Genomic DNA, 23,625 nt, shown 5'->3' on the forward strand with positions numbered 1-23,625 from the left:
GAAAAGAAAGAATGAGGTCTTGGAGGGGTTGCCGTTATCCCTGTGCCGGGAGCTGGCTGATGGCGCGGTCGCTCAAGGCGCCGGAGTACACGCGCACGTCACGGATCGCGCCGCGGAAGGGATCAACGTCCCGGCCGACCCACACGCCGCCGCCGATCATCAGCTCGCCGGTGCCGTTCCATCCGGTCACCCCACCGAGCCTGCCGGCGAATCGACCGTTGAGATAGATGCGGGCTTCCTTCGCCGCGAGGTCGTACACCCCGGTCAGATGCACCCACTGCTGTACCACCACATCGTCCTCAGCGGGAATCCACCAGCCACCTTCACGGTCGGCACCCAGAGACATCAAGAAATCCCATTTCTTGACCTCCGGCCGGTATTGCAACATGAACGGCGAGAACTTGGCGTCGCGCAGGCTGACCGCGGTGCGCGGCGCGCCATCGGCTTCGTCCAGACGCACCCAGGCAGACACGGTGTACGACCGGTCAGTCCGTAAGGTGGGCCTCGGCCCGGTCACCGCACCGTACTCAGTGCCATAGCCTCCGGTGAACCGTGCGGCTGGATAGCCGTCGGCCTCCGTCCAGCCCGCGGTCCCGCTGAACTTCGCTTCCTGGCCGGTCAAGGCTTCCTTAGTGACGGCTCCGGTTCCTTCGGCCAGGGGGTAGTGCGCACGAAGGACAGCCTGGTTCGCCAACGCAGCGGCCTCGCTCGGCACCAGAACACGTTGATAGACGCGGACATCGTCCACGGCTCCGGGGAAGTAGTCGACCGTCGCGCCATTCCAGAGCGCGGCCCCGATCTGGAGATCACCGGTCGCGGCCCAGGTGCTGGTGTAGGCGATCTCTCCGTTCAGCGCACCGTTTACATAGATCCGCAGCTTGCCCGCACCCTGGTCGTAGACACCCGTCAGGTGCGTCCACACGCCTGTCTGCACCGCTGTTGCGGAGAGCACGCGAGCATGCGTCGCACCGCCACCGTCCACATCGGAACCGAACATGACCAGCGACCACTTGCCGTCCGGCGAAGCCTGTAGCTGGAACGCGCTGGTTCGCTTCCCGTCTTCGGAGACCGCCGCGGGCCAGCCACCGACCTGGTCCAGCCGGACCCACGCCGACACCGAGAAACTCTTCGACGTGTCGACCACAGGGCCGGCGTGATGCAGGCGTTTGCCCGAACCGAGAACCGCGGTCTTGCCGAGGTAGCCCTCCGCCGTGGTTTCGACGCCCCCCACGTTCGCCAGCATCCGCCCGTTGCCGCTGGCGTCGGCGAGGTCGCCGTCCAGCTTCCAGTGTCCGTTCAGGTTTCCCGCGAGAGGATCACCTGCGCGGACGTAGATCGGGTACTTGATGATCGGTGAGAGGTTTCCCGCCCGGTCGACCGACCGGGCGAACACCGTCTGGGGTCCGTCGGTCGTAGGGGTCCAGCGAAACACGCCGGATCCGCCCACGGTGCCCGCGTTGACCCGGGTCTTCGGATCGTCGTTCTGCTGGTCGGTCACCGACCAGAGGAAGTGCTGCACGTCGGCCGTGCCGTTGGCGGAGATCGTGAACGCTCCCGTCTGGCCGATCCCACCTGCCTGGGTGCTACCGCCCCCGGGATAGTCCTCCGACGTGATCACCGGCTCGCCAGGTGGGGTTTTGTCGACCGCGAACTCGCAGTTCCCCACCCACACGGACGAGCTGCCGCCGTCGCTGGCGTACATCGACCAGTTGTAGACGCCCTCATCGGTGATCTTCCCGGTCGGGACCGTCACTTCCGCGAACGAACCGGACGGGACGTTCCCGATCGTGGTCCACCAAACCTCGCTGCTGGCCCCGAGCTTTCCCTTGTGCAAAGAGAAACGCGCGGTCAGCATGCCACCGTCCGGATCGGCTACCCGCCCGCGCAGCCGAGGCGTCGGGGTGAAGACGAACGGCCGCGCGTCACCGGAAGCGCACGGGATCTGGCCGCCTTCCATCCCCAGATCCGCAGGCAAGCCCGGGATCGAGTTGTAGACCACCTCGAGCACCGGATCGAGAGCGAACCGGCGCCAGTCGTTTTCCGCGCCTTCGTTCGCCGCCTTGAGCAGAAAGACCATATTGGTCCAGCCACCGTTCGCGGCATCACGCATCGTGCCGTCGATCACGACCTCGGCCGCACCCGCGCTCGGGCAGTACTTCGCGTTGTTCGACGTGGTGATGCCGCCCAAGCTGCCACCGAAACTCGGCTGGTTCGCCCAGGTCGTGCCCCAATCCAGGCCACTGGCGAGGCGCAGCTCCGTCGCCCCGCCACTGCAGGAAAACGAGTGGATCACCCGCGGGCGGACCTTCGCACGATGGATCACCTTGCCACGCAAGGCCGAAACATTGAAATTGAAGTACGACCGCGAGACGTAACCGCTCTGATAGCCCGCCTTCAGGTCTCCCAGCGCGCCGTCAGTGCGGTTGAAGTTGTGCTCGTTCGGCCACGCGCTCTGCACCACCGCGTGGCTCTGCTTCGCCTCGTCCCACCAGTACTCCGGGTCGATGATGACCGGATACACCCTCGCCGGGTCATTCAGGAACCCGGCATCAGGACGGACGATCGTCGCGTCCTTCGTGACCTCGACATCCATCGTCGCCACCGCGGACTTACCCGGAACGGGACTCACGACCGCGCTCGACCGAGCCGTGACCAATGCTCCCCCGCCACTGGAGTCCCACATCTTCGACGCGTCCCCACCGAACACCGTCCGCCCGGCATTGTCGACCGCCTCGATCCCACCGGTACTGGTCTTCCGCGGCGTCACCCCGCGCGCATGGTTCCGGAAGGAAATAGCCTTCAACCGCGGGTTCGCCGCCGCTTCGGGCGTCTTCACCACCAACAGCTGGCTAAAGCCCTTCGCCGTCGCAGTCACGGTCAAATCGACCCCGGGCAACACCTCGGCGTAGGTGGCGACAGAGCCGTTCAGCTTAGGAGCGGGCAGGGGTCCTTCCCAGCCGATGCCGATCTCGCTGCCGTTCTTGGCCGCGGTGGCCAGGAGCTCGCCCTCGCCGCCATCGGCTACGCGCACATCGACGATCGCCGCCTTCGGGCCGATGGTGCCGTCAGGGCGCACGACCATCGTCAGGTCTATCGGAACCCACGCATCACCGCGCCGCACCCGTTGAGGATCGAAGCTCTCCCGGCGGGTCACCGTGCCATCCGGATTGGCGAAAACCTCGGCGTACTCGGTGGTTTCCTCAGGCACCACCACGGATTTGCCGGACTTCTCCGCCGCGGCCAACGCCGCGACCACCGCGGGCGCCTCCCCCGACACCGCGCCGGGCTCCGCAGCCACCGACACCCCAGAAGCGCCGACGACAAACGTCAGCGCCAAAGCCACCGCACCCAAGGCACGCCGAGCAGAGCGCACGACTTCCTCCCCAAAGTCCCACACCGGAGCAAGAAGAACGTCCCGCTCGCAACCGGCAGGTAAGCACTCCCTCGCAATGATCGGATGAATAGGTACCAATGCCTATTGGCCCAGTCAAAACAAGATAGGAAGAACTCTCGTTAATCTTCAACATGGTTTCAGGTCGGACACTGGTCCAAATAGACGCTTTCAGCCTCCCACGTGCATGTTCACACCCTGGCAACGGCGGATGAAATGGACATTCGGACACGTTAACAGGCTTCGCTGTGAGTAAGACAACAATTACGCGCCATCGGATCAATACTCCATTTGGCTCCGACACGTCGCCTCATACCCCTGGCAAAGGCCGGCGACCGCTAGCTTGGCAGATTGTCGAAGAACGGCCATGTGGCCTACATCGAGGCCGAGTAGGCGGCGGGCACGTCGCCTACTCCCACTCCACCTGCCGGGAACCACCCGGCCCCCACCAGACGGCAGCCCGATCTCCCAAGGCAAACCATCACGACGAGTTCGGTGCAGTCGGGCTCAACCGACATCGCGACACCGACGACTGGCTCGACCACCGCGGTTGACCACGACCACCGGCCGAACACCGGCATCAAGCTCACCGCCGACCGCCCGACCACGGTGCCCTGCTCTTAACACTCCACAAAGAGGCATCGATCGAACGACAGAACTCGGCATCCACGCGCCCGAGACGTGTCCGAGAGGTCTGAACCAGTCCGACACCAGGCGACACACCCCGACACAGCTGATGCCTCACGACCAGACGAGGTCTTGTCCGGCACTACTCGACCCCGTCCGATACGCTCAGGTGCCGACTCTTAACCAGCGGATTCGGGGTTCGAATCCCTGATTGCGCACAGTTCCGATCCGAAGCCCACCAACGGTTTATCCCCTGATTTCAGGGCTGCCGTTGGTGGGCTTTGATCGTATGTGCAGCCGCCGTGTCCCCAGGTTCGGTTACTGACCGCCACCAGCCGTGCATGCGGCGCTGACGGGGCATCATCACCCTGTTGATCTTGGTACCGCGCTGGTGCCCGCCGTCGCATCCGCCGCCCGCTGCGACAGGGCACGACGCTGGTGTAGGCGTCGGCAGTGAGCACGATGCTGGAACGCCGAGAAGTGCCTGCACCACCCGTAACTCGCTACCCACCGAGAGCGACAGTATGGCCGCGCCGTGCCGCGGGTCATGGAACCTGATCGGCGTCGCCAACCAGCGCCCAAAGGCGTGCGAGGCGTAACACGAACTCCACAGTCCCCCTGACCGCGTGAGAGCGCGCAGGCGCACCACAACGCTATTTCGCAGCTCAACGGTTTGGCAGCCGACGTCGGCCTTGGGAGCCACCACCGCACGCCGACTGCCTTCCCACATCACAGCAGCGTCACCACGTGACACAGCGACAGCGGATGGTCACCTGCAGACTCGAGGAAACTCACGGTCTGCTCCGTAGCCACACTCCGACCGGAGGACTTTTCACTGGTCGATCCACCCCGGATAGATCGACGACAGTTGCCCTCCGACAGCACCACCAGAGTGCCCGACACACGAGCCGTCCGTCCCGGTCGTCTTCGACAACTGGCCCTCCCCCAAGGTGATCATGCTCGACGCTTCACGCAGTAGTACCGGGTTCACGCAGGACGAGAACCACTCGATCAACCCAATCGCTGTCGTTGACGAACACTTCGACCCGCAGGGAAACGCCGGTCAGCCGCACGCGCAAGCACGCGACTTCGTCAGAGTCATGCGCCTTGACTTCCCCTGATCGCATATGCAGCACCCCTTCGAACTTTCGCACAAGTTCAGAAGTGGCGAATTCAGGAAAGTGGTCATGGTAAATATCCACACGAACCGGACCGTCGACGTCAGCCTGCACTGCCACGTAAAGCGAATCAACGTCCAGGTGAAACGCCTCATTGGCGGCGTCCCAGGAATCATGACGAGCTCGACTGGACACGTCCTCGAACACCAGCAACCCATACTGAAAGAACGCGATGAAGCCACCTCTATAAAACTCGGCGTCCAGATCGCCGAATTCAGTCTCCTTAGGATCCATAACAGCCATCTCCCAACTAACGCATGATGCCAGCCTGCGTCGTACAGACCAATCCTGAGGATAAGCCGCGTGCCGCATTCCGTTCAGCGCGGCCGATGTGGGGTGACTGGTGATCAGATACCCAGGCGTCGACCTACTCGAACCGGCACAATGGCTTCACGCCTGGAAAATCAGAGACATCCCGGTCAATCGGACAAGGCACTGAGAACTACCATGACCTCCGTCGACTCGTCCGGATGATCACCGTAGATTTGTATCCTATTACGCGTACCCTCCACCGGCATTTGAAGACTCAATTGCCGATTGGGGTCATAGATTGCGAGAGACGCCCTTGATAGGCGGATTTCGCCGTCGAACAGCAAGCCGAGCTGCCGGACGTCTGCCGGCGCCTCCACGCATACGAGACCAACCGGTCCACTGGCAGACTGCTGTACCGCTACGAAGACCGAGTCGGGTCCGCCATGCACGCTTTGTACCGCGGAATCCCAACTTGCGTGGTCGTCGCGACTGTCTGGTGACGCGACCACGAGCAGTCCATGATCGAAGCGGGCAAGCCCTGCCCCATAGAGCCGATCACCGTATTCCTCGATCAACGCCGAATCGATGTTCACTTATACCATTCCTGTCGCAACCGTTCTCGATTCTCCTTACTTTAGAGGACAACCCTTGCAATGTGGATAGAGGGTCCACGGACCGTCCGGGGCCAGCCTATTAGTCGGGTTGCAGCCCAGTCCAGCGGCCGTCACGATAGCCAGATCTTCCTGCTTTGCCGATGAAGCAGCCGTTGCGGTCGCCGGACTCGTTGACCATCTTCTGTTCGTGCGGGAGAACCTTGTCGCCTCGCTCGGCAGCCGTTCCACCAGCCTGCAGTTCGTCAAGACTCGCTCCGAGCGTTAAGCCACAATTGTCATCATGGTTGGCACTGGATGCAAAGAAGCGCGGTATCCCTCACGGCGCAGTACGCGTGTTCGGTGTCGACGGTGAGGTTACAGACACGTGCGAGCACATCCCATAGAAACGAGTGGCGGTGGCCTGCACGCGAACACCGGAGGCGGGCTGGAGACTCAAAACCGGCGCGAACTCTTTCATCTGCACCATTTGCTCTACTCAGGACGCCAGCAGGAGTGGCCTTCGGGGGCCACGATCGGCGCACCATCGGCGAATTGATCTCGACCAGGCGTTTCGTCCCGGACGATCGATTTTTCCGGCTTGCCGGTCAGTCACCCTGTAGAACCGTAGTTGGCGGTCAAGGTCGCCGCATACCCATTCGGGACGATCCCATTTGCGAACACCTGCGGAAAATACGACCTCAAGGCGTCCGAAACCTCCAGGAAGGGGCCGAACAGATCAACCCACTCATTCCGCATGGCCTCGTTCGGAAAACCTTTAAATACTGCTACCTCGGCATCTCTTTCGCCCCAGCATCCCCATTTTCCAGACCGCCCGGTTACCGCGATGACGTTCGCAGAAATCGCGATGGACCCCATGATGTCGCCATCCGGCTCGAAACCAATAGCGGCCCAGTAGTCATTCTCACTCGCCGTGACCGGCAGTGAGATCGCTGGATGCATTCGGTACTCCGGCACGTAGAAATCATCGCTGCCGGGTTCAAGCACCAGAAAGCCGACATGTTCGTCACCGTGCCACTGGGCCATAACGCTCAGCGCAGGCCAAAATTCCGATGCAAGAACCGCATCAAATTCACAAAAAACTGAACAACCGTCTCCGATCTTGAAAACTTGCTCAGGAAACCTGCCTTCTAGATGGAAAACTTCCGAACTGCGATTCCTGATGCTCAGATAGTCATTTCGATCAAACACTGTCTGCCATCCTAGCCATCAGTCTTCGCCCAGCCCGTCCTTAGCGTACATGAGATTCGGCCCCTTCACCGTGCGAGTGATCACCGACCGAGCAACAGCATCAGACCCACCGCCGACCGACCTCGGTGCCCTGCTCTTAGCACTCCGCAAAGAGGCATCGATCGAACGACAGAACTCGGCATCCGCGCGCCCAAGAGGTCTGAAACAGTCAGGCACCAGGTGACACACCCCGGCACAGCGGATGCCTCACGCCAGATGAAAAGGGCTTGTTCGACACTCCTCGACACCGTCCGGCACGCCAAGGTTCCGACTCTTAACCAGCGGGTTCGGCGTTCAAGTCCCTGATGGCGCACATCCATACCCCACGTTGTCGACCTAGGTGACGTGGGGTTTTGTGCTATATGGATGCAATCCTTCCACTTCCTCACTGTCCATTGTGGTCGCATCGGAGCCCGGGACGACAGTTGGATTCCAGGATGACCTTCGCGTCCGCCTCGGCGACGAACGCACTGTAGAGCCAGGGACACTGGATGGAGTCCCTCGATCGCACTGCGGCTCGCCCCGCCGGTGGCATGAGTGCCAGGCATGCGATCGGCATCGACGCTCCGCACTCCGAACGGAGCGGATTTCACAGACGATCGGTGCGCAAAGTCTGCGGCTGGGCGGCTACGACGGTGCGGTCAATGACCCGGGTCTGTGGCAACCGGCGGTGGCTTCGGAGTTCGCGGCGAGAAGATGCGCGTGACACCTTCGCGAACTGCTGCCCAGTCCGTCGCGGGTACGTGCTGCAGTGTGGCGGCCAGGGATCGTGAACGCTGCTGGTGTTCGTGGCGGAGCTGTTCGAGGTCGAGTCGGGTGTCTGGATCCAGACCGTGGGCCTCGATCTCGGTGATGCGCTGGTCTATCGCATCGATCAGTTCTCGGTCGAACTCCTCCACGGCGCGCAGGAACAGCTCGGTGGGGACGCTTGCCTGCCCTTGCCTTGGCACAGTGCAGGCAAGCCCGTGTTCGGCGGTGTGCCGCCAGCCGACGGTGATCGTGTCCCGGCTGGAGATCGACCGCCACCACACGATGCGTGGTGAGGCGGCGAGGTAACTGGTGTACATGAAGTGGCTGCTGTACCAGTCGAGAGCTGCCTCCGCGTCCTCGACAACTTCCTCGCACCAGGCGTCCTGGTCACGGGTCATGCGGTCGGCGAGGTCTGCGGGCACGGGTTCCAGCACAGACGGCAGCATTTCCAGAAGGTCCTCCCACAGCCGGGCGATGTAGTAGTCGACTGGAGCAGGCCGGCCCGCGACGGTGTTCGACGGGTGGTGGAACAGCTTGTGTCCACCCACGTCGATCCAGTACCAGCCGTCGGTCAAAGCGAACCAGTGCGGATGGCGATCACCACAGGGCTCGACCTCGGCCGCCTGCCTCAGCCGGAAGTGGAAACGGATCACCGGAACAGCGTGCTCACCACCTTGAACTGCTGTCGAGTCATTTGGCGCTGACGTCTCCTCATGCCCGATGAGCGGATACGGAGCCGCGTATGGAGGACCCAGCGCGTAGGTTCAGCGGGCTCCGTCGACCAACTGGCAGGCATACCCTCACTCGGCCGACTGCTGGAGAAGGGTGATCGTGAGCCTTTTCCAACCTCACCTGAACAGGAGTGCTCATGGCGTTCCGGGACGATGCTCTGAGCGGAGCAGACCGTAGACGAGTACGTCGACATACTCGCCGTGTTGGAAGGACCTGCCCTGCATGACCCCTTCCCGGCGGAACCCCAGGCGTTCGAGGGCTTTCTGCTCGCCGAGGTTACCGCCATTGGTGAGGGCTTCGATTCTGTTCGCGGTCGTGCGGCCGAACAGGTAGTCCACGAGCAGCCTCTGCGCCATCGTGCCCACCCCCTGTCCACGATGCTCGGGTAGCACCCCCACGCCGATCTCGTAGGTGACACCCGAGGGGAAGCCGCGGGGTTTCCAGGAGACGATGCCGATAACCGTGTCGTCGGCCCGCGCGATCGCGACCGCCGCGGACTCGGCGGAGATATACCCGTCGATCTCCCATCGCTTGCGGCGTGCCCTCGGATCACCGAATCCGGGCCAGTCGAACTCGCCGAGCGCATCGGGATCCGTGCAGAGGCGGTCGAGAAAGGCGAGGTCGGCCTCGGTGAACGCCCTCAAGTGGACTTCGTCTGGGCGGTTCGCTGGTGTCATGAAGGCCAGTATCGCGCGCGGAACATCATCCGTCAGGCAGTGAGCACTTCCCAACCTTGTTGCGACAGGCTGGGGTTTGTCGGCCCCAGGTGCTGAATGTGGCGACGCTCCTGATAGAGGAGCGCCAGCGTCGCCGCACTCACGAGAACAAGGAGCCGTCGCGCCGAGCGCTGCACCTCAGAAGCTGCTCCATGCGCCGAGAGGCGGCGGATGGCCACGAGCAACGCCACGACTGTCAGGTCAACCGCAGGCGCGACCCAAGCCGGAGGGCAAGGGCGACCACCTTGCCGAAGCAGAAGAGGAATGTCAGGCCGACCACGGTCCCCACCATCGTGCTCACAGCCGACGCAACCGGATCGCGGCGATCCCCCACCGTCATCGTCCACACCCGTCAAAACAGGCAGCCAAAGCTGCTGGACCAGGCGACACACCCCGACACTGCCGATGTGCTGTGACCAGACGAAAAGGTCTTGTTCGACATCACACGACACCATCCGACACGCCCAGGTGCCGCTCTCTTAACCAGCGGGGTCTGGGTTCGAGTCCCTGCTGGCGTACAGTCAAGCCCCACGTTTTCGATTTCGATGACGTGAGGCTTTATGTTACATGGACGCGTTTCTTCCACTTCCTTACTGTCCACTGTGGTCTGATCCGCCCTGACGAGCCCGAACTGTCGGGCGGGGGCTCCGGACGCTGCGAGTGCGATCTCGGGCAGGACCGTGGCGTAGTGCCCACGGGCACGGTGATCGAGAAGTACAGGCTCCCGTCCGGAGCGGCCCTTGGCCGGCGTGGGTGAACGGTGCGTTCATGGAGGTGAGCGTGATGAACGCACCGTTCACGACAAGCCGCTTCAATACAAGCCCGGACGAGACGTCAGGGTTCCTTAATTGAGGTAGAAGCCGCCGTCGTTGCGGAGGACCACAGCCACGATCGGGAACCGGCGGCTGCCGTTCCACCAGTGGTAGACCGCGTGGTACTGGCCGTTGGCCGCCTTGAAGAAGTCCATCCCGCCAGGGCCGGGGTGGTTGCCGGGCAGGCCGCGATAGGGGTTGAGGCCCCCGGTACCGGTGTAGCCGAAGTAAGGCCGCTCGCGCCCGTTCTGCCGTGGTGTACAACGCGTCGACGGGATCGGACCGGTGCCGCACCTGGCGATTCCGGTCGCATACCGTGCGCTGTCCCAGTTGTTGCCGGAGTAGGCCAGGTACCAGTAACCGTCGGCGGACTTGAACATCGACGGGTTCTCGATCACGTGCGTGCCGCCGCTCATCCGGATGGTCTCCCAGCCGATGTCGGTGCTCTTCAACGCGTCCCGGCGGGTGTCCCAGTCCGCCATACCGTTGGAATGGGTGCGCACGACCGAGATACCGGTCTCCGGGTAAGAGGTGATCGCGTCGTCCCGGTAGGCGACATACATGGAGCTACCCGAGACGAACGGGTTCGCGTCGATGGCCCAGCGGCCGCTGCCCGGGCACGCCCACTCGACGGGGTTGGTGAACGGTCCCCGCGCGCTGCCCGAGACGGCGCGGCCGAGGCATTTCTGGCCACTGCCCCGCTTGGACGCGGTGTAGTACATGAAGTAGGTGTCGCCGAAGCGGACGACGCCGGGCGCCCAGACGTTGCCCTCCGCCCAGCTGCCCGGCCCGTTGGGCAGTGCGTCGGCCGACGCGCAGGTGCCCACGCCGACGGTGTTGCCGGAGCCGTGCGAGAGCACCGGCACGAACAGTTTGCCGGTCACGCCGCACCGGGCGCCGACACCGGCGCCGACCGTGGTGCCGTAAGTGACGTACGTGCCGTCCTTCGCCTGGACGGTGTCCGGGTCGGCGAGCGGGAACGTCGACTCGGCGGCCGCGGTCGAGACACCGTCGGCCGCGCCGGCCGTGTTGCCCGCCACGGCGGTGGCCGCGACGGTCGTCGCGAGCACGCCCGCCACGAGTAATCTGGTCGTCCACTTGCGCATGCTGAATCCCTCACTAGGCAAGGAGAGTAGGGTCTGTCACGAGGAGCACCTGGCCGGCCACGGTCGACGCGGCAAGCCCTGCCGCTGCGATGCCGAGCATGATTCGCCGGGGTGACCAGCCGGCCTTCCCGGTTACTTGTGGACGGACAAGTACGCCAGTCGGAAAACTATGTGACCCCGGTCGCCGACGCGACGGAAAGCGCGGAAACTGCCGGTCGATACATCCGTACGGCCTATCCGGCGGTGCCGTTCGACCTACGGCGGCGCTGCGCGGGGAGCACCGATAGGCACGCTCACCATCCTTTGTGGCTTCGGGCGGCGAGTCTCCGCGTGGCGACGGTGTTCCGCGAAACGACGTGGACGGCGCCGGTATCAGGACGAAACCGGGTTTTCCTTCCCGGCCGCCGGCAGCGATGTGGATTCCCTGACCGCGACCACCCGGATCCCGGCGCCGATCGTCACGGTCAGGCCCACCAGCTGAAGGGCGGCATAGGTGAACGTCGTCGCGTCGTCCGGTGCCGTCAGGCGGGTGGCGAGGAGGTTGTAGCTGAACAAAGCCTCGAGGAAGACCGCGGACATGACGGCGCTCAGCAGAAGCATCGAACGGCCGGGGACGAGAGTCACCAGAATCGGCAGGACCAGGAAGAGGGCAGGCCCAGGAGCGGTCAGGTCGAAATCCTGTGGTCCGCCGATGCCTGCCTCCGCGATCACCAGGGAGAGCACGGCGACGATCACCCGAAGCCGGTGCGGGTTGCGCTTGCTCAAAGGCGGCGTCCGAGGTCCCGCCGCGGCGTTCCAGTTCGCCACCAGCGCCGCGAGCCCGGCCGTCGCCGAAATCGCCAAACCGGCGACCATCACCCAGTTTCCCACCGCCAGCAGGGTGTTCGAGGAGGCGAGTTGCCTGCCGAGCATCTCGCCGGTGCCCAGAAAGATCCACGCGGTCAGCCCGATCGCGGCCAGGGGTGACCACATCGCCCGGCGATCCAGCCACAGAATGGCCAGTGCGCCGACGATGTACCCGAGACCCGCGGGCAGGACCTTCACCGGTTCGGGCGCCGCGGCCCACTGCAGAATCGTGCCCGACGCGGCTATCGCCTGGCCGCCGATCGTGGCCCACATCGCGGGCCGAACTCTGTTTTCCGTCATGGGAGCCAGCCTGCCCACGGACGGTGGAACGGACATCCGGCACGAAGCGGCCTCGCGGACTACCGCGCTCGACGTAGGGCCTGGCTGGTCGTCGGCACCGTGCTCACCACCGCCGTCGACATCTCGGGACTCACGATCGCCGACCGCGTCAACAAGTTCCTGATGACTCTGGCCACCTCCAGTCTCGTCGTCGCACGGACCGACCGCGCACGCCTTCTGGAACCCGGCAACGACCGGCTCGGCGATCGCGGCCTACTCGTTCCTGGTTCGACGCGGTCACGACGCTCAGCGAGGAAACACCCTCGCCGTCGGTGGCGCGCTGGTCGTGTCCTTATTGCTGCAATGGGTCCACCCGGGCAGCGCGTTCGAGGACGAGTCCTCCGCGGGCTTCGCCATGGCGGAACTCATCGCGGCCGTTGGCCTGCTCGTCACCAATCTGTCGCTGGCCGAAGCCACCTCTTTCATCAACTTCGGCGCGTTCCTCGGCTTCGCGCTGGTCAACATCTGTGTCGTCGCCTACGCGATCCGCCGGCGGCGCGCCGGGACCAGACACCCCTGGTTCGGCTACCTCCTCACCCGGCTCAGCGTCACCGCCACCTGCCTCGGCCTCGCGTGGCTGCTCATCGGCACCGCCGGAATTCACCCTGGACAAGGCACCGCGGGAGGGAGCCGGGGTCCAGGTCACCGGCGGGTGAGGACCCGCTTGCCCAGCCAGCCGGCGTAGACGGCCAGCCCCGCGAACCCGGCCTTCCGCGTGGGGCCTGCCGCGATCGCCAGGCCGATGGCGAGTTCGGTGGCGCCGTTGCGGTAGGTCCAGTTGCGGATGTCGTCGGCGAAGGCCATCTTCGTGACGGGTTCGAAAGCGGCCGGAGCGGCGAAGTGGGCGAGGCCCGTCGCGGCGATGCCGAGGCCGAGGAGTTTGGACATGGTGTGCCTTCCTTCGTTCAGTCGAGGACGCCGGCGCGGCGCCAGAGCCGGCGGCTCAGGCCGCCGATGAGGCCGATCTCGGTGAAGTGTTCGACGGCCTTGGCCGCCCACGCCGCCTTGGTCCGGCGCCAGTGCGGGTTCGCGGCGGCGGCCTGGCGGGCTTCGCGGGGGTCGAGGCCGACGGAGGTGTATGCCTTGGGGTGCAACAACTCCGACGTCGCCACGTAGGCCATCCCGGCGATCGCCCAGCGGATCAGTTCACGGCCGACTCGGCCGTGGCGCGCCCAGGCCCTGCCCAGTTCGTCCTTGGCGAAGCTGATGTGCCGTGCCTCTTCGATGACGTGGATACGCGAGATCATCCGGATCATCGGCTGCAGGCTGTCGTCGCGCATCATCTCGCGTTGCATGCCGTCGGCGAGTTCCTCGACGTAGATGGCGCCGGCGAACAGCAGCGCCGGGCCGCAGATCGCGCCGAACACCTTGCCCGCGCGGTGCGCCGAGCGGCTCGGGCGCCGGACGACACCGCCGCTCTTCTCGATCGAGCGCGCGAACATGGTGCTGTGACGGCATTCGTCGGCGATCTCGGTGAGCGCGTACTGGGCGTTGTGCGTCGTCGGGTCGCTGTTGTAGACGTGACGCACAAGGCCCTGCATGAGGATCAGCTCGAACCAGATACCCGACGCCGCCGCGGCCGCCGCCTCCTGACGGCTCAGCTCGGCGCGCCGGTCTTCGTCGAGACGTTCCCACAGTTCCGTGCCATACAGGGAACATCGCTCCGGCGCCTTGCCGTACGCCCCGTCGACCAGCGGTGCCAGCCAGTCGACATCGACGTCCGGGTCGTAGGACAGCCGCGCGGAGGAGCGCTGCAGGCGCTCGGCGACACGTTCGCTCTCGGTGTTCGCGGTCATGACGACCTCCTCGGATCCTCGTGCTCGGGCAGCGGTCCGCCGCCGTCGGGGATGACCTGCCCGGAATCGCGGTAGGCCACCGCCTCGTGGAAACCATCGCGTTCGGCGAACTCGCGGAACCAGCGGCCTTCCGGGGTGTGCCGGGTGATGCCGTCGAAGAGCGTCGCGAGCGTCTGGGTGCCGGAAAGGCCCATGTTGTCGTAGGCCTGGTTGATCATCAGCTTCTGCATCACCAGCTGGTTCGTCGGCACGCCCGCCATCCGGTCGGCCAGTTCCTCGACGGCCGCTTCGAGCCGTCCGGGTTCGACGGCCTCGAGCGCGAGTCCCCATTCCGCCGCGGTGGCGCCGTCGATGGTGTCGCCGGTGAGCAGCATCCGCTTGGCCCGTTGGGCGCCGGCGCGGTAGACCCACATCGCGGTCGTCGGGCAGCCCCACACCCGTGCGGGCGGATAGCCGATGCGCGCGTCGGTCGCCATGATCAGCACGTCGCACGACAGCGCGATGTCGCTGCCGCCGGCGATCGCGTGGCCCTGCACCTGGCAGAGGGTGGGTTTCAGCGATCGCCACAGGCTGAAGAAGTCGTCGGTGTTGCGTTTCATCACCCGGTAGTCCTTGACCGGATCCCAGACCGGGCCCTGGTTCCAGCGGCCTTCGGCGTCGTCCTCGGCGAACTGTTTGAGGTCGTATCCGGCGCAGAACGACCGGCCTTCGCCGCGCACCACGATCACCCGGACCGCGTCGTCCTCGTTCGCCAGCTCCACGGCTTGGCGGATCTCACGCGGCATGACGTCGTTGATCGCGTTGAGCCGCTCGGGGCGGTTCAAAGTGAGGTAGGCCTTCCGGTCTTCGACGCGGTACGTGAGCGTCTCAAACTCCATCGGAACCTCCCAACGCGCGAAGGGTGAACGTGACCAGCTGCGGGATCGTGTCCGGTCCGCTTTCGCCTGCCAAGGGACCGACCAGCATTTCCGCGCCCGCGCCGACCAGCGCCGCGGCGGTCGCTTCCGCGTCCTGCGGAGGCAGCAGTCCTCTCGTCACGCCGTCGGCGATGTTCCTGGCGATGACCTCGCGGAACGCGCGACGGAAGACCAGGCGCTCGGCCTCCACCACGGCGTCGACCGGTTCGGCCAGCAACGCGTACGCCAGCCTCGGCGCCTTCAAGGCCCGCCCGGCGAAGGTCTCGATGACGGCGACCACCCGCTCGCGGACGTCGCCCCGGGACGCGGCGGCCTCGACGGCGTCGACCTCCCGGGAGACCACCTCGCGGAAGACCTCGACGACGAGGTCGGCCTTGGACGGGAACTGCCGGTACACGCTGCCGGTGCCCACGCCCGCCTGTGCGGCGACCGCGGCCATGGAGCAGCCCGCGTAACCGGTCTCGGCCAGCAGCGCGATGGCCGCGGCCAGGATCTCGCCTCGCTGCGAGTCGAGCCTGGCCTGCGTCTTCGGGGTCCGGCGGTACGGCATGCCAAGGAGTGAAGCACGGATTCCGTACTTCAGCAACGCCTGGGCCTCGTGAGTGGCAAGGACGGTTAGAACCGTCCTTGCCACTCACGAGGGGCACTCAGTTGCGGTTGATGGTGAACGTGCTCGTCGTGTTCCGGATGCCCTCGGCGTTGTCGCTCAAGGTGAGCCCGGTGAACGTCGCCGAGCCGACGGCCGGGCCCTGGCCCGGTTCCGGCAGTTCGTTGACCCAGATCCCGATCCCCGACTTCGCGTCGAACTCGTCACCGCTGCGGTGCGCGCCGGTGATCGACACGTTCGTCAGCACCGTGTCCTCGACCGGGTTCTCCGGACGGTTCCCGGTGTACTTGGTCTGGAACATGATGCCGCTGTATGTCGGGCTCTGGATGTCCACATCGGACACCCGGATACCCCGGAACTCCTTGGAGGCGGAGAACATCCAGATCGCGGGGAACGTCTGCTGCCCCCAGAAATGACCACCGGCGCGGACCAGCGAGACGTTCTGGACGGTCGTCGGCTGCGGGCCGAACCCGAGGAACGGATAACCGAAGTCGAGCGAACTGATCGTGATCCCGGAGTACGTCAGCGTGTCCGCGATGTAGAGGTTCCGGAAGGTGTTGCCGTACCCGCCGTACACCGCGAGTCCGGCCGCGCGCCACGGAAGCAGCACGGTCAGGTTCTCGAACACGTTGTCGTACTGGTTGCCCGCGTTGAGGTCCGTGGCGGCGAACAGCGCGAAACTGTCGTCACCGGTCGAGCGGGCCTCGTTGTTGGTGACCCGGTTCCCCGTGCTGCCGTTGGTGAAGTTGAGCCCGTCGGCGAACATGTCGCGGATCCGCGAGTTCTTCACCGTCGTATTGTCCACATTGGTCGCCCACAGCAGGCACATCTGGTGCTCCACCCAGATGTTGTCGATCGTCATGTTCGTGACGTTCGTGAAGTTGAAGACCTTGCCGGGGCCGTCGATCCGGGACGTGTAGTTCCCGAACACGGCGAACCCGCCGAACGTCGAACCGCTCGCGCTCGCCTGCGCGTCGAAACCGATGTCGGTGTTCTCCTGCCCGGTCGGCGCGGTGAACCTCGTGAACCACGGTCCGGCGCCGAGCACCGTGATCGGCTTGCCGTACACGGTGACCTTGCTCGTCATCGGATACTGCCCCGGCGGCAGGAAGACACCGGTGAGGTTCGGGTCCTGGCGGACCTTGTCCAGCGCGGCCTGCACGTCCTGCTGCGTGAACCCGGCCGGGACGGCGTAGCGCGCCGGGTCGGGGTTCGCGGCCGCGGTGGCCAGCTCGAAGTTCACGAAGTCGATCGCGTAGTTCAAGCCGTTGCCAACGTCCTTCTGCAGCTTGATCTTGTGCCCGGCGGGCACGGTCGTGCCGAGCTGCATGCTGGCCTCGTCGTAGATGTGACGAGGGGGACCGGCGCCCGGGGAGTTCTGCGGAGAGGCTTCGGGACCGTAGAGCCACGCGTGGCGGGACGTCAGGTCGATGGCCTTCAGGAACGTGCCGTCGACGTAGACGTTCAGTGTCGAGTTCTGCCCGCCGCCACCCGCGGCGTCCGGCATCGAGAACCGGGTCACCAGGGTGTTCGTGGCCGCGCGGGTGGTGAACTCGACCGAGGAACCGGTCGAATTCAGGGTCACGGCCTTGCGGCCCGATGCCTCGCCCGCGAGATCGCCGATCTTCCGGTTCGGGCCGATCACGGACGCGCCACCGGCGACCACACCGTCCTCGGCCTCGTACATGTCGTAGGGCATGTTCGCGCCCCGGCCGACGAACAACGCTTGCGTGCTCGTGTTGTTGGCCTGCTTCGCGGGCAACTCGTTGGCGTCGTTCGCGACGACGGTCTTGACCGTGTACCGGCCGTTCCCGGCCGTCCAGGTGCCGGCGTTCACCGGCGGCGCGGTGGCCCCGGCGGCGATCGCGCCGGTGTACGAGCCGGTGAGGGTCTTGACGACGGCGCCGTTCTGATCGGTGATCGTCACCGTGACGCCGTGCGCCCCGCCCGCCGAAGCGACGGTGCCTTGGTTGCGCACCGTGGCGGAGAAGGTGACGGTGTCACCCGCCGTCGGGTTGTTCGGCGACCAGGCGGTGGCCACGACGAGGTCGGAGCTGGCCACCGGGCTGACGACGAGGGCCGTCGAGCCGGTGTAGGAGTTGTTGCCCTCGTCCTGCTCGACGACGGCGTTGGCCTCGTCGACCTTCGCGGTGAGCTGGTGGCTGCCCGTCTCCCTGGCGCCGATGTCCGCCGACACCGTCTCCGACGCTCCGGCCGCGAGTGCGCCGACCTGTGCCGTGCCGACCTTCGCCGTGCCCAGGTAGAGGTTCACGTTCGTCGCACCCGAAGCCGCCGTCCCGGCGTTGCGAACGGTCGCCGACACGGTGATCGCGTCGGTCTCCACGGGGTTTTGCGGCGACCAGGACACCCCCGAGACCGTCAGGTCGGGGTTCGGCGCGGGAACACCGAAGACCTGGAACTCCGCGGCCTGCCCGCCGGGGGCACCGGAGTTGGCGGTGATCCGCAGACGGACGTCGGCGGCGCGGCCACCGGCCGGGATCGTGACGGCGTTGCCGCTCGCGGGAGTGAAGGTGTACGTCTGCGCGGGCACGACCGTGGTGAACGCGGTCGCGCCCTGGTCACGTCCCTCGACGGCGATGGTCTGCGTCCGCTGGGCCCACACGGGGTCCGGGTTGAGCTTGACCACGATCCGGTCGAGGTCGGCGTTCGACCCGAGTGAGACGGTGAGCTGGTTCGGGTACGCCGCGCCCTCCCAATAGGTGGTCACGGAGTCGTCGTTGGCGTTGGCCGCCACGTAACCGTGCTGGACCGAAGAGGCCGTGATCGGCTTGCCCAGCGCGAGATTCGTCCCTGCCCGCGTACCTGTCCTCGTCACGCTGACGCTGTTCGGCGACTGGTTGCCCGCCGCGTCGCGGGCCCGCACCGAATACGCGACGGTCGCGCTTTCCGGCTGGTCGTCGGTGTACGTCAGGACGTCACCGGCGACGCTGCCACGCAACTGCCCGTTGGCGTACACGTCGTAGCCCGTGACTCCGGTGTTGTCCGTCGACGCCGACCAGGTGAGCCGGATCTTGCCGCTCGACGGCTCCGTGTAGGCGAGGTTCCCCGGCGCGGACGGCGGCTGCGTGTCCCCGCCCGCGGGACCGCGCACCTCGAACTCCGACAGCTGGGCGGCGGGCCAGCCGGTGTTGGCGGTGATGTTCAGCCGCACGAACCGGGTGTTCCCCGTGACGTCGAGGGTGACGGTATTGCCCGTCGCCGGGTCGAACCGGTGACCGGCCGACGGCACGAGGTCGCTGAAGCTCGTGCCGTTCGCGCTGCCCTGCACCGAGAAGGTCTGAGTGCGGGCTTCCCAGCCCGAAGGCAGTTTGAGCACGAGCCGGGCGATGTTCGTGGCCGCGCCGAGGTCGGCCTGGATCCACTGCGGGAACTGGTTGTTCGTGCTTTCCCAGTAGGTGGCCTGGTTGCCGTCCCCGACGTTCGAAACGGCGTACCCGGGCAGCTGGCTGCTGGCGGTGTACGTCGCGTCGGCCGCTTCGGCAGCGGCAGGAGTGGCCGCGGCCGCCGTTGGGGGATCGGACGCGGCTATGGCGGGTGGGGCCAGCAGAAGGGACAGGGCGGCGTACGTCAGAAGGCGCCTCGTTCTCATGACATTCCTCTGTTCCGGGAGGGGACTGAGCGGAATCTTCCTGACTCTTGTCATGTTCTTGCGCTGAATTGTTCGAGAATTACAGCTCATGGGCCGCCGCAAGTCAACGGCCCGGCCTAAATCGCGTGACCGGCCGGAAACACGCTGCTAACGTCCGGCCCGACCAGGTGCTTTCCCGGAAAGAAGGAGAACGGCGTGCGCCGAGCTGTCGAGTCCCCCAGCCGTATGGACCTTTCGACAGCCCTGGAGCCGTTCATCCATGGAGTACCTGAACCTCGGAATCCTCGCCCATGTCGACGCCGGTAAGACGAGCCTGACGGAGCGCCTGCTCCATCACACCGGCGCCATCGGCACCCTCGGGCGCGTCGACGACGGCGACACCCGCACCGACACGATGGAGCTGGAACGCCGTCGCGGGATCACGATCCGCTCGGCCGTCGTGGCCTTCCGCGTCGGCGACCTGCGCGTCAACCTGATCGACACCCCGGGCCACCCGGACTTCATCGCCGAGGTCGAACGCGCGCTGCGGGTGCTCGACGGCGTCGTCCTCGTCGTGTCCGCCGTCGAGGGCGTGCAGGCACAGACCCGGGTGCTCATGCGCGCGCTCAAGCGGCTGCGGATCCCCGTGCTGATCTTCGTCAACAAGATCGACCGCGCGGGCGCCCGCCACGCCGACCTCCTGGCCGGCCTCGCCGAACGCCTCGGCGTCGCCTGCGTGCCGATGTCGGAAGTCGACGGTCTCGGCACGGCGGCCGCGAAGGTCCGGCCGCGCCCGGTCGCACCGTCACCCGGGCTGGCCGAACGACTGGCCGAACACAGCGACGCCTTCCTCACCGCGTATCTCGAAGACAACGTGACGGCCGAGGACTACCGGGCCGAAGTCGTCCGCCAGACTCGGCTCGGCGTCGTCTCCCCGGTCTTCTCCGGCTCCGCGCGTAGCGGCGAGGGGATCGCCGAGCTGACATCGGGTATCCGCGAATTCCTTGCGGGAGCGGGGAAATCCGTACCCGACGGCCGGTTGCGCGCCGCGGTGTTCAAGATCGAACGCGGCCGCGCGCACGAGAAGGTCGCCTACCTCCGGGTGTTCTCCGGCGAAATCGGCGCGCGGGACCACGTCCGGTTCCAACGCCCGGGCGGGACGGTCGAGGCGAAGGTGAGCGCGGTGCGCGTTTTCGAACTCGGCGACGAAACCGTCGAGGCCCGCGCGCGGGCCGGGCAGATCGCCAAGGTCACCGGGCTCAAGGAGATCCGGATCGGCGACGTCGTCGGCGTCCCCGAAGACGAGGATGCCTCCACGCAGTTTCCGCCGCCCGCCTTGGAGACCGTGGTCAGCCCGGCCGTACCCGCCGAGACGGCGCCGGTGTTCGCCGCCCTGCAGGAGCTGGCGGAACAGGATCCGCTGATCACCGTCCGGCAGGACGACGAGACCCGCCGGATCTCCGTGCGGCTCTACGGCGAAGTCCAGAAGGAGATCATCGCGGAGACACTCGCCACGCAGCACGGCCTCGACGTCGGCTTCAGCCTCACCCGGCCGGTCCTCGTCGAACGGCCGCTCGGCACGGGACATTCGGTGTGGCTCATCACCGAGAAGCGGAATCCGTACTTCGCGACGCTCGGGCTCCGGGTCGGCCCCGGCGACCCCGGATCCGGCCTGGCCTTCGGCCTCGACGTCGAACTCGGTTCCCTTCCGCTCGCGTTCCACAAGGCGATCGAGGAGACCGTCGAGGCGACGCTGCGGCGCGGTCCGTCCGGCCGGGAGGTGATCGACTGCGTGGTGACCGTCACCCATACCGGTTACTTCAGCCCGGTCAGCGCGGCGGGCGACTTCCGCAAAGTCACCCCGTTCGTGCTGGAAGAAGCGTTGCGCGCAGCAGGGACCGAGGTGCTCGAACCGGTCGGCCGGGTCGAGGTCGAACTTCCGGCGGGCTCGGTGACCTCGACGCTCGCCAAGCTGGTCGATTGCGGCGGGATCGTCACCGGTTCGGTGGTGCGCGGCGACCGGGCCGAGCTGACGGGCGTGCTCCCGCTGGGCGAGGTCGCCCGGTTCGAGCAGCAGCTGCCCGGGCTCACCCGCGGCGAAGGCCTGATGACCACCGGGCCGGCGGGCCATCGGCCCCGGGTTAGCCCGAATCGGCCAATGCCTGGCTAGCCGGAACGAGTACGTTCTTGAGGGTCGGCGAAATCCGCCGTCCGAGGGAAAGGGCCACGATGGATCAGTTTCGCGACACCGCTTCGGCGTTGCGGGAGCTTACCGAGTCGATGCGGCTCGACGAGCCCCGCGACGAGTTGCTGGAACGGGTGGCGAAGAAGGTGGTCGGGCTGCTGCCCGGCGCGGACGCGGCCACGGTGACGCTGTACTCCGACGGCGAACCGAGTACCGTCGCCGCCACCGACGAGTCCCTGCTTCCCCTGGACAAGGCGCAGTACAGCGCGGACGAAGGCCCCTGCCTGAAGGCCGCCGAGAGCGGGACGATCGTCCGGACCCGGCTGGACGCCGACGCGGCCGCCCGCTGGCCGGACTTCACCACCACCGCCGAGCTGCTCGGCGTGCGGACCGCGCTGGCCTGCCCGTTGTTCGTCCCGGACGAGTCCCACTTCAGGCGACGCGAAACCGAGCCGCTGTCCGGCGCGCTCAACGTCTGGAGCTTCGAGGAGAACGCCTTCGACCCGGTGGAGGCGGCCCTGGTCGCGATGTTCACCTCGGCGATCTCGGCGATCATCCTGACCGCGTCCCGCTGGGCCGCCGCCGAACGACAGGCGGAGACCCTGGTCGCCGCGTTGGAGACCAGGGACGCCATCGCCACCGCGAAGGGAATCGTGATGGCGCGTCTGGAGCTGAACGCCGAGGAAGCCTTCCGCTGGCTCACCGAGGCGTCACAGCACACGAACCGCAAGATCCGGGAGATCTCGGTGCTGATCGCGGAAGACCCGGGAGCGGTTTTCGGCCGTTAGGCCAGCGAGACCCGGCGGCCCTCGCGCGAGGACTCCAGGCCGGCTTCCGCGAGCCGGATGCCGCGCACCCCCGCCATGAAGTCGTAGGGGTGCGGCGCGTCCTCCACGACGTGGCGGACGAACTGTTCCCACTGGGCGCGGAAACCGTTGCCGAAGTCCTCGTTGTCCGGCACTTCCTGCCACTGCGAGCGGTACGATCGCGTCTCGGCCAGGTCCGGGTTCCACACCGGCTTCGGCGTGGCCTCCCTCGGCTGGATGACGCATTTGTGCAGGCCCGCGACCGCGCTGCCCTTGGTGCCGTCGACCTGGAACTCGACCAGCTCGTCGCGGTGGACCCGGACGCACCAGGACGAGTTGAGCTGGGCGATGACGCCGCCTTCGAGCTCGAAGATCGCGTACGCGGAGTCGTCGGCCGTCGCGGCGTACCGGTCGCCCTTCTCGTCGACGCGCTCCGGGATGTGCGTGACGGCCTTCGCGGTCACGGCGTCGACCGCACCGAAGAGGTTCTCCAGCACGTAGTTCCAGTGGCAGAACATGTCGACGACGATGCCGCCGCCGTCTTCGGCGCGGTAGTTCCAGCTGGGCCGCTGCGCCGCCTGCCAGTCGCCCTCGAAGACCCAGTAGCCGAACTCGCCGCGGACCGAAAGCACCTGCCCGAAGAAGCCGCTGTCCATCAGGCGCTTGAGCTTGAGCAGGCCGGGCAGGTACAGCTTGTCGTGGACGACGCCGTTCTTGACCCCGGCCGCCTCGGCGTGCCGCGCCAGGGCGAGCGCGCCTTCGACCGACTCGGCCACCGGCTTCTCGGTGTAGATGTGCTTGCCGGCGTCGATGGCACGGACGATCGACTTCTCGCGGACCGCGGTCAGCTGCGCGTCGAAGTACAGCGGGAGGTCGTCGTCGCCGAGCGCGGCGTCCAGGTCGGTGGTCCAGCGGGTCAGGCCGTGCCGGGTGGCGATCTCTTCGAGCTTGTCCGCGTTGCGCCCCACCAGGACCGGTTCCAGCTGGACCCGCGAACCGTCGGCCAGCTCGACCCCGCCGGCCTCCCTGATCGCCAGGACCGAGCGCACCAGGTGCTGCCGATAGCCCATCCGCCCGGTGACGCCGTTCAGCACGACGCCGAGTTTCCGCGTGGTCATCCGTTCTCCTTTGAAAG

At 66.2% G+C, this 23,625-nt stretch carries 18 protein-coding genes; 3 read left to right on the forward strand and 15 right to left on the reverse strand.

Going from position 1 to position 23,625, the window contains the following annotated elements; translation table 11 throughout:
• Window positions 1-34 precede the first annotated feature (34 nt).
• From ACZ3HL_RS31060 to ACZ3HL_RS31100, 9 genes are all read right to left on the reverse strand, one after another.
• On the reverse strand, window positions 35-3,472 hold the full coding sequence (locus tag ACZ3HL_RS31060) for a LamG-like jellyroll fold domain-containing protein (protein ID WP_465535042.1): 3,438 nt from the start codon (window positions 3,470-3,472) through the stop codon (window positions 35-37).
• Between the two features lie 1,514 nt (window positions 3,473-4,986).
• A complete protein-coding gene (locus ACZ3HL_RS31065) occupies window positions 4,987-5,430 on the reverse strand; it encodes a hypothetical protein (protein WP_465535043.1) in 444 nt (147 codons plus the stop codon).
• Window positions 5,431-5,615: 185 nt separating this feature from the next.
• Complete coding sequence (locus ACZ3HL_RS31070; protein ID WP_465535044.1) at window positions 5,616-6,041, reverse strand: hypothetical protein; 426 nt, start codon at window positions 6,039-6,041, stop codon at window positions 5,616-5,618.
• A 609-nt stretch (window positions 6,042-6,650) separates the two neighbouring features.
• A complete protein-coding gene (locus tag ACZ3HL_RS31075) occupies window positions 6,651-7,250 on the reverse strand; it encodes a hypothetical protein (RefSeq protein WP_465535045.1) in 600 nt (199 codons plus the stop codon).
• Between the two features lie 680 nt (window positions 7,251-7,930).
• Entirely contained in the window at window positions 7,931-8,692 is a 762-nt protein-coding gene (locus ACZ3HL_RS31080; protein ID WP_465535046.1) for a DUF5984 family protein, read from the reverse strand.
• Window positions 8,693-8,905: 213 nt separating this feature from the next.
• Entirely contained in the window at window positions 8,906-9,448 is a 543-nt protein-coding gene (locus ACZ3HL_RS31085; protein WP_465418425.1) for a GNAT family N-acetyltransferase, read from the reverse strand.
• 32 nt (window positions 9,449-9,480) lie between these two features.
• Window positions 9,481-9,678: a hypothetical protein gene (locus ACZ3HL_RS31090; RefSeq protein WP_465535047.1), complete on the reverse strand. Its 198-nt coding sequence runs from the start codon at window positions 9,676-9,678 to the stop codon at window positions 9,481-9,483.
• A gap of 653 nt (window positions 9,679-10,331) precedes the next feature.
• Window positions 10,332-11,405 carry a family 43 glycosylhydrolase gene (locus tag ACZ3HL_RS31095; RefSeq protein WP_465535048.1) on the reverse strand — a complete coding sequence of 358 codons (1,074 nt, stop codon included), beginning with the start codon at window positions 11,403-11,405 and terminating at the stop codon, window positions 10,332-10,334.
• A gap of 372 nt (window positions 11,406-11,777) precedes the next feature.
• Window positions 11,778-12,551 carry a hypothetical protein gene (locus ACZ3HL_RS31100; protein ID WP_465535049.1) on the reverse strand — a complete coding sequence of 258 codons (774 nt, stop codon included), beginning with the start codon at window positions 12,549-12,551 and terminating at the stop codon, window positions 11,778-11,780.
• A gap of 325 nt (window positions 12,552-12,876) precedes the next feature.
• Here ACZ3HL_RS31100 and ACZ3HL_RS31105 point away from each other — a divergent pair, with 325 nt between their 5' ends.
• The gene (locus ACZ3HL_RS31105) at window positions 12,877-13,275 is read left to right on the forward strand and encodes a hypothetical protein (protein ID WP_465535050.1); all 399 of its coding nucleotides are present in this window, start codon (window positions 12,877-12,879) and stop codon (window positions 13,273-13,275) included.
• Here ACZ3HL_RS31105 and ACZ3HL_RS31110 read toward each other — a convergent pair.
• The 5 genes from ACZ3HL_RS31110 to ACZ3HL_RS31130 all read right to left on the reverse strand — a co-directional run bounded on the left by ACZ3HL_RS31110 (window position 13,233) and on the right by ACZ3HL_RS31130 (window position 19,520).
• Window positions 13,233-13,478, reverse strand: a complete 246-nt coding sequence (locus ACZ3HL_RS31110) for a hypothetical protein (protein WP_465418417.1) — start codon at window positions 13,476-13,478, stop codon at window positions 13,233-13,235. The genes ACZ3HL_RS31105 and ACZ3HL_RS31110 overlap by 43 nt on opposite strands.
• Before the next feature lie 17 nt (window positions 13,479-13,495).
• The gene (locus ACZ3HL_RS31115) at window positions 13,496-14,386 is read right to left on the reverse strand and encodes an AurF N-oxygenase family protein (protein ID WP_465535051.1); all 891 of its coding nucleotides are present in this window, start codon (window positions 14,384-14,386) and stop codon (window positions 13,496-13,498) included.
• Window positions 14,383-15,264, reverse strand: a complete 882-nt coding sequence (locus ACZ3HL_RS31120) for a crotonase/enoyl-CoA hydratase family protein (protein ID WP_465535052.1) — start codon at window positions 15,262-15,264, stop codon at window positions 14,383-14,385. Before ACZ3HL_RS31120 ends, ACZ3HL_RS31115 begins: the two co-directional genes overlap by 4 nt.
• Window positions 15,254-15,853 carry a TetR/AcrR family transcriptional regulator gene (locus ACZ3HL_RS31125; RefSeq protein WP_465418397.1) on the reverse strand — a complete coding sequence of 200 codons (600 nt, stop codon included), beginning with the start codon at window positions 15,851-15,853 and terminating at the stop codon, window positions 15,254-15,256. The genes ACZ3HL_RS31120 and ACZ3HL_RS31125 overlap by 11 nt, the downstream gene beginning before the upstream one ends.
• A 97-nt stretch (window positions 15,854-15,950) precedes the next feature.
• Window positions 15,951-19,520 (reverse strand): discoidin domain-containing protein, encoded by a 3,570-nt coding sequence (locus ACZ3HL_RS31130; protein ID WP_465535053.1) that lies wholly within the window; start codon window positions 19,518-19,520, stop codon window positions 15,951-15,953.
• A 259-nt stretch (window positions 19,521-19,779) separates the two neighbouring features.
• On the opposite strand from ACZ3HL_RS31130, the gene ACZ3HL_RS31135 reads away from it, so the two are divergent.
• Both ACZ3HL_RS31135 and ACZ3HL_RS31140 read left to right on the forward strand, forming a co-directional pair.
• Window positions 19,780-21,669, forward strand: coding sequence for a GTP-binding protein (locus ACZ3HL_RS31135; protein ID WP_465535054.1), 1,890 nt, complete (start codon window positions 19,780-19,782; stop codon window positions 21,667-21,669).
• Between the two features lie 59 nt (window positions 21,670-21,728).
• Window positions 21,729-22,472, forward strand: a complete 744-nt coding sequence (locus tag ACZ3HL_RS31140) for a GAF and ANTAR domain-containing protein (protein WP_465418391.1) — start codon at window positions 21,729-21,731, stop codon at window positions 22,470-22,472.
• Here the strand turns inward: ACZ3HL_RS31140 and ACZ3HL_RS31145 are convergent.
• Window positions 22,469-23,608, reverse strand: a complete 1,140-nt coding sequence (locus tag ACZ3HL_RS31145) for a Gfo/Idh/MocA family protein (RefSeq protein WP_465418388.1) — start codon at window positions 23,606-23,608, stop codon at window positions 22,469-22,471. The genes ACZ3HL_RS31140 and ACZ3HL_RS31145 overlap by 4 nt on opposite strands.
• Between the last annotated feature and the right edge of the window lie 17 nt (window positions 23,609-23,625).

The sequence above is a fragment of the Amycolatopsis sp. NPDC000009 genome (assembly GCF_055563465.1).

What these genes read in the sequence shown, in the direction of transcription:
- ACZ3HL_RS31065 (WP_465535043.1), bottom strand. Translation starts at nt 5,430, where the DNA reads ATGGATCCTAAGGAGACTGAATTCGGCGATCTGGACGCCGAGTTTTAT.
- ACZ3HL_RS31130 (WP_465535053.1), bottom strand. Translation starts at nt 19,520, where the DNA reads ATGAGAACGAGGCGCCTTCTGACGTACGCCGCCCTGTCCCTTCTGCTG.
- ACZ3HL_RS31125 (WP_465418397.1), bottom strand. Translation starts at nt 15,853, where the DNA reads ATGCCGTACCGCCGGACCCCGAAGACGCAGGCCAGGCTCGACTCGCAG.
- ACZ3HL_RS31115 (WP_465535051.1), bottom strand. Translation starts at nt 14,386, where the DNA reads ATGACCGCGAACACCGAGAGCGAACGTGTCGCCGAGCGCCTGCAGCGC.
- ACZ3HL_RS31100 (WP_465535049.1), bottom strand. Translation starts at nt 12,551, where the DNA reads ATGACGGAAAACAGAGTTCGGCCCGCGATGTGGGCCACGATCGGCGGC.
- ACZ3HL_RS31085 (WP_465418425.1), bottom strand. Translation starts at nt 9,448, where the DNA reads ATGACACCAGCGAACCGCCCAGACGAAGTCCACTTGAGGGCGTTCACC.
- ACZ3HL_RS31145 (WP_465418388.1), bottom strand. Translation starts at nt 23,608, where the DNA reads ATGACCACGCGGAAACTCGGCGTCGTGCTGAACGGCGTCACCGGGCGG.
- ACZ3HL_RS31110 (WP_465418417.1), bottom strand. Translation starts at nt 13,478, where the DNA reads ATGTCCAAACTCCTCGGCCTCGGCATCGCCGCGACGGGCCTCGCCCAC.
- ACZ3HL_RS31140 (WP_465418391.1), top strand. Translation starts at nt 21,729, where the DNA reads ATGGATCAGTTTCGCGACACCGCTTCGGCGTTGCGGGAGCTTACCGAG.
- ACZ3HL_RS31095 (WP_465535048.1), bottom strand. Translation starts at nt 11,405, where the DNA reads ATGCGCAAGTGGACGACCAGATTACTCGTGGCGGGCGTGCTCGCGACG.
- ACZ3HL_RS31120 (WP_465535052.1), bottom strand. Translation starts at nt 15,264, where the DNA reads ATGGAGTTTGAGACGCTCACGTACCGCGTCGAAGACCGGAAGGCCTAC.
- ACZ3HL_RS31135 (WP_465535054.1), top strand. Translation starts at nt 19,780, where the DNA reads ATGGAGTACCTGAACCTCGGAATCCTCGCCCATGTCGACGCCGGTAAG.